The sequence below is a fragment of the Streptomyces sp. CO7 genome (assembly GCF_053474865.1).
In genome coordinates, this window is record NZ_JBRIOU010000207.1 from 1 (window position 1) to 2551 (window position 2551).

General features: G+C 70.7%; 1 protein-coding gene. It reads right to left on the bottom strand.

Translation table 11 applies throughout. The annotated features are described in order from the left end of the window. On the bottom strand, window positions 1–2536 hold a 2536-nt coding region (locus ACOV8S_RS32715), incomplete at its 3' end, for a non-ribosomal peptide synthetase (protein ID WP_448322266.1). Window positions 2537–2551: the final 15 nt, after the last annotated feature.

Sequence of the window (2551 nt, forward strand, 5' to 3'; positions counted from 1 at the left end):
GGTTGGGGATGAAGCGGGTGGCGGTGAGGTCGGGGCGGCCGAGGTAGCCGTGGGCGAGGCCGTCGCCGGCGAGGTAGAGCTCGCCGGTCACGCCGGGGGCGGTGAGTTGGAGGTGGTTGTCGAGAACGAAGGCGCCCTTGTTGGTGATGGGTGACCCTACGGGGATCGTCGGGTGAGGCTGATCAGCGGGTTCGATGGTGTGGGTGGTGGTGAAGCCCATGGATTCGGCGGGACCGTAGCCGTTGACGACGGTGATGCCGCGCTTCAGCCGCTGGAGTTTGTGGACGTGTGCCGGGGAGGCTGCCTCACCGCCCGTGTAGGCGACGGTGACGGTGTCGAAGGCGTCGGGGTGCTCGTCGGCGAGGTAGTTGAACAGGCTCGCCGACAGCTGCAGCATCGTGACGCGGTGGCGGCGCGAAAGTTCGGTGATCAGCGCGGGCTCCGGGCGCTGACCCGGTTGCAGGACGGTGGTTGCGCCGTGGAGAAGAGCACCCCAGAACTCGAGGCTGAACGCGTCCCAGGACACCGGCGAGCACTGGAGGAACACCTGGTCGGCGCCGAAGTTTCCGTAGGTCTGAGCGGTGACCGTCGACACCAGGTTCCGGTGGGAGGACAGGATGCCCTTGGGCCGGCCGGTCGACCCGGAGGTGAACATCAGGCACGCCACGTCGTCGATGGACAGAGGCAGGGAGAGGTTTGACTCGGACAGACCTGACATTGCCTCCGGCGAGGGAGTGATCGTGGCCCAGGGGCCGTCGAGTCGTGCGGCGAGGGTGGGGTCGGTGACGAGGAGGTGTATGCCCGCGTCGGTGGCGGCGGCGTGCAGTCGCTCGTCGGGGAAGTCGGGGTCGAGGAGGGTGTAGGCGGCGCCGGTCTTGGCGACGGCGACGACCGCGGTGGCGAAGTCGGCGCCTCGTTCCAGCAGGACGCCGGCCATGTCGCCCCGCCGCAGGCCCTGGTCGCGCAGGTGGTGGGCCCAGCGGTTGGCGGCCGCGTTGAGTTCCCGGTAAGTGACTTGCCGGTCTCCGTCGATCAGCGCGACCCGGTCGGGGAAACGTTCCGCCTGCTTCTCGAACTGCTCCACCAGCGAGACGTCGTCGGTGTCGGCGCTGCTGCCGGCCCAGCTCCCGGTGAGCAATGAGCGCTCGTCGGGGGAGAGGACGTCGAGGTCGCCGATCCGGTGGCCGGGGTCGGCGAGGACCTGTTCGAGGACCTGGCCCAGGACGGTCACCATGCGCCGCACGGTGTCGTCGTCGAACAGGTCTTGTGCGAACAGAACCGTCCCGTGCAACCCTCGGGTGTCGTCCGACCGGAGCAGGAACTCGAGGTCGAACTTGGCCGAACCGTTCACGACGGGGACCACGTCACCCGTCCCGTTGCCCGGCAGGCTCAGACGGGGGGCGGCGGCGACGTCAAGGGTGAGGCAGATCTGGAAGAGCGGGTGACGGGCGAGCGAGCGGGTCGGGTTGACGGAGTCGAGGACGAGGTCGAAGGGCGCTTCCTGGTGGGCGAAGGCATCCAGATCGGTCGCACGGATCCGCGCCAGCAGCTCCCGGAAGGTCGGGTCTCCGCTGCTGTCGGTGCGCAGCACCAGGGTGTTGACGAAGAACCCGACCAGGTCGCGCAACTGCTCATCCCCGCGACCGGCGACCGGCGTGCCCACCGCCAGGTCGGTGCCGGCGCCGAACCGGGTCAGAGCGGCGACCAGGGCGGCATGGACCACCATGAACGGCGTGCAGCCCTCCACAAGGGCCAGCTCACCCACCCGGGCGAAAAGATCCGGGCCGAGGTCCACTCCGATTTCGCCGCCTCGATGGGAGGCCCGGGCGGGACGCGGTCGGTCCAGGCGCAGACCGTGCTCCTCGGGCAGCCCGTTCAGCGCCGAGCGCCAGAACCCGAGCTCCCGCGCCAGCACGCTCTCCGGGTCGTCGGCCGCCCCCAGTACCGTCCGCTGCCACCGCGCGTAGTCCGCGTACTGCACCGGCAGCGGCGCCGGCATGCTGCCCGCCGCACCGGACACCCGTGCCGCATAGGCCCGCGACAGGTCCTCGAAGAACACGCCGTTCGACGCGCCGTCCGTCGCCACGTGGTGGAGCAGCACCAGGAGCACGCACGATCCGTCACCGGGCTCGAACACGGTGACCCGCAGCGGGATCTCCGTCCGCAGGTCGAACCGGTGTCCCGCGGCCGTCACCAGGTCGGACTCCAGGGCTCCCGGGGTGGTGACGCGCCGTTCCACCCGCACGCGGGCCTCGTCCGGCGGCAGGACACGCTGGCACGGGTCGCCGTCCACCGTCTCGATCAGGGTGCGCAGCGGGGCGTGGCGTTCGACGACGTCGTTGAGCGCGGCCTCCAGCGCCGCCGTGTCCACGGCCCCGTCGACCCGCGCCGACAGCGGAACGTTGTAGGCGGTGCTGTCGCCGTCCAGGTCGGCCAGGAGCCACAGCCGTCGCTGGGCGAAGGACGCGGGCAGGAGCCCTGACGTGGGGGCGGCGGGAGTCAGGGCCGGCAGGGCGGTCGCCTTCTGTGCGCCCATGCCGGTGATGTGTTC